General features: G+C 68.8%; 1 protein-coding gene. It reads left to right on the top strand.

From position 1 onward, the window contains the following. Positions 1-12: 12 nt before the first annotated feature. On the top strand, positions 13-3,846 hold a 3,834-nt coding region (locus tag VF794_RS10675), incomplete at its 3' end, for a lamin tail domain-containing protein (RefSeq protein ID WP_331109364.1).

Genomic DNA, 3,846 nt, shown 5'->3' with positions numbered 1-3,846 from the left:
GTGGCCCTGGAGGTGAAGGACAACGCGGGCAACGCCGTGCGCACCACGCGCCCGGTCTCCACCCCGTTCCCCACCCCCTCCAAGCTCGTCTTCCTGGACCAGCCGACGAATGGGACGGCCGGCTCGACGCAGGTGCCCCTGCGCGTGGCCATCCAGGACGCCGACGGGCTGCTGGCGAGCAACGCCACCTCCCTGGTGACGCTGACGGTGAAGGGGGTTGCCGGCTTCGGCCCCTTCTACGCGACGGCCGACAAGGGCGTGGCCACGTTCTCCGATGTGCGCATCGACAAGGCCGGCCAGGGCTACACCCTGGAGGCCACGTCCTTCTCGCTCACCTCGGCCACGAGCAACCCCTTCGACATCCAGCACGGCGCGGCCGCGAGCCTGACGCTGTCGGCCGAGGCCCCGAAGGTCTCCTATGGCACCAAGACGCGTGCGACGGTGACGGTGCTCGATGCCCACGGCAACGTCGCGGAGGGCTACACCGGTACGGTGACGCTCTCCTCTGGTGACCTGGCCGCCTCGCTGCCGGAGGCCCATGCCTTCACCGCCACCGACAAGGGTCAGTACACCTTCGAGCCCATCATCCTGCGCACCGAGGGTGTGCAGACCCTCAAGGCATCCGCCACCGGGCTGACGGACGGCACGGCGGAGGTGGAGGTGCTGCTGGGCAAGCTGATGCTGACGGGGCTGCCGGCCACGATGAAGGCGGGGGACTCGGCCACGGTCGCGGTCGAGGTGCTCGACGGCTTCGGCGTGCGTGACACCGGCTACACCGGCACCGTGCGCTTCACCTTCTCCGACCCCAAGGGCGGGCCGTTGCCGGAGTACACCTTCACGACCGCCGACCTGGGCCGCAAGGAGTTCACCGTGACGGTGGTGACCCTGGGCGAGCAGACCCTCAAGGTGGAGGACAAGGCCCTCTCGTGGCTCTCCGGCACGGCCAGCACCACCGTGAAGTGGGGCGCTCCCGTGGCCCTCGTACTGGAGGCCCCGGAGTCCGCGGTGGCTGGCAACCCGTTCTCCGCGCGCGTCACCATGCGCGATGGCCTCGGCAACGCCGTGGAGGACTACACCGGGATCGTGAGCTTCACCGCGGACGCCACCGGCGCCACGGTGCCGGCCGACTACTCCTTCACGCCGGAGGACAAGGGCAGCCGTCTGTTCTCCTTCACGCTGGAGAAGGCCGTCTCCACCCAACTCACCGTGACGGACATGGCCCTGGCGCTGAGTGGCTCCGACACGGTGGGGGTCTCCCACAGCACCGCCACGCGGTTGGTCCTGGCGTTCGTACCCGCGCCCACGGAGCCGGTCGTCGCGGGCACCGGGCTCCTCCTCGAGGTGACCGCCAGGGACGCCTTCGGCAACGTGGCCACCGGCTACGCTGGCACCGTCCGCTTCGAGTCCACGGATGGTCAGGCGGACCTCCCCCCCGACACGTCGTTCGCCGGGGCCAAGGGTCACAAGTCCTTCTCCGTGACGCTGAAGACCGCCAAGGACCAGTCGGTGTCCGCGAGGGATGTGGTCGATACCCTGCTGTCCGAGGATGCCTCCGTCCGCATCGTCCCCGGCCCGGCCAGGAAGCTCGCCTTCCGCGCTCAGCCCTCGAGCCCCAAGGTGCGCGTGGCGATGACGTCGGTGACCGTGGCCGTCACCGACCTGTACGACAACACCGTCTCCGTCGAGGAACCGGAGATCACCGTGGGCCTGGTGGACGGCAACCCCGATGCCGAGCTCGGTGGCTCCCTGACGGCCCTTCCCAGCGGCGGTCTCGCCACCTTCTCCACCCTCACCGTGGACCAGCAGGGCGTGGGTTTCCGGCTCGAGGCCATGGGCGGGATGTTCGACGTCGCCTCCAGTGAGACCTTCGCCGTCGAGGACAACCTCGCGCCCGAGTCAGCGCCGCTCTCCCTGGTGCGCCAGACGAGCACCCAGGTGGAGCTGAGCTGGACGGCCGTGGCCGATGACGGCCTGCTCGGCCCGGCCGCCGCCAGCTACGACCTGCGCTACTCGACGAGCCCCATCACCGAGGCGACGTTCGCCTCGGCGAACCCGGTGGTCGTGGGCTGGCCCCAGCCGCTGGGCGGCGTGGAGTCGGCCCTCATCAAGGAGTTGACCGCCAGCACGACGTACTACTTCGCCCTGAAGGTGGTGGACGACGCCGGCAACGCGAGCGCGATGTCCACGCTGAGCGCGACGACCAACGTGGACCCGTGCGCTAGCGTCACCTGCACGCCGTCCGCGCCCACGTGCGCGGCGGATGGGGTCTCGCTCGTCACCCCCACGTCGACCTGCGTGGTGGCTGAGGACGACACCACCTCCTGCCAGGAGACGCAGAAGACCACCGCATGTCCCGGCCCGGACGGCGTCTGCTTCGAGGCGGCCTGTGACACGGCGCCGAAGCCGACGTTCGGCACGCTCAGCATCTCCGAGGTGATGCACTCGCCCTCGGGCAGCACCACCGAGTACATCGAGCTGACGAACAACACCGGCAACCTGCTCAACCTCAACGGCCTCGTGGTGTCGTACACGCTCGGCTCCGGTACCCTCTCGGGCTCCTTCACGGTGGGCTCCGGTGATGTGCCGGTGGTGGTGGACCGCAAGGGCACCTTCGTCCTGGCGCACAACCAGGAGCTCGCCACCAACGGTGGTGTCTCCGCCAACTACGCCTACGACTCCGCCATGCCCCTGGAGGGGGCGGGGACGATCAAGCTCGTCAACGGCTCCACCGTGGTGGAGGTCTTCACGTACGACTCGGGCTTCCCGCAGACGATGGGCCGGTCGATGAACCTGTCGTCGGCCGTGGTGGGCACGAAGGCCAACGCGCAGCGCTGGTACTGGTGCGACTCGGAGCAGCAGCTCGCGGGCGGTGACTTCGGGACGCCCAACGCCCCCAACTCCACGTGCGGCATCACGCTCGCTCCGCCCGTGGACTACTGCGCCATCCAGTACCCGAAGACGTTCCCGTCCGGGGACGGCAACTACCCGGCCACCGTTGTTCCTGGCTCCTCGTGGGCCATCTACAGCCAGTTCTACGAGCCGGGCCTCACCGACAAGAACACGGGTGGCAACGACTTCTACCCGCACGTCTCCGCCGAGCTGGGCTACGGCACGGACGCCACCAACCCGGCGGGCTGGACGTGGACGTCGGCGAGCCCCAATGCCGGCTACTCCAGCTCGTTCAGCAACAACGACGAGGTGAAGGCGACACTGAGCATTCCCACGGCGGGCACGTACAAGTACGGCTTCCGCTACCGGTTGCTGGATCCGTTCACGGGCACCTACTCGCCCTACACGTACTGCGACCAGAGCGGGGCCGTGACTCCGCCGGCCGGCAGCTACGGCACCGTGACAGTTGTCTCGCCGCCGCCTCCCGTGCTGACCAACCATCTGGTCATCAGCGAACTCGCACCGGCGGGGCCGACTGGAGCCAATGACGAGTTCGTCGAACTCCACAACCCGACCAATGCGGAGGTGTCCCTGTCCAACTGGAAGCTCCAGTACAAGGCGGCGAATGGTGCTGCGTACTCGGTGACCTACACCTTCTCGATCGGCGCGAAGATCCCCGCCCGCGGCTACTACCTGCTGGCGCTCAGCGGCACCGGCTACTCCGGTTCGACGATCGCCGATGGGAGCTATAGCCTGGCCATGGGCGGGGCTGGTGGCCATGTGCGCCTCGTCCAGGCGGATGGGACGACGGTGGTGGACACGGTGGGTTACGGCTCGGCGAACGCTCCCGAGGGCAGTGCCATCACGGGGACCCTTGGCACCAGTGGTAGCTACGAGCGCAAGGCGGTCTCCACCTCGACCGCGGCGACCATGGCGGTGGGGGGCAGCGACGCCACT

The sequence above is a fragment of the Archangium sp. genome (assembly GCF_036389735.1).
In the GTDB taxonomy this organism is placed as follows: Bacteria; Myxococcota; Myxococcia; order Myxococcales; family Myxococcaceae; genus Archangium.
The sequence above is the reverse complement of the archived record's forward strand: the minus strand, read 5'-3'. Positions and strand labels throughout refer to the sequence as shown.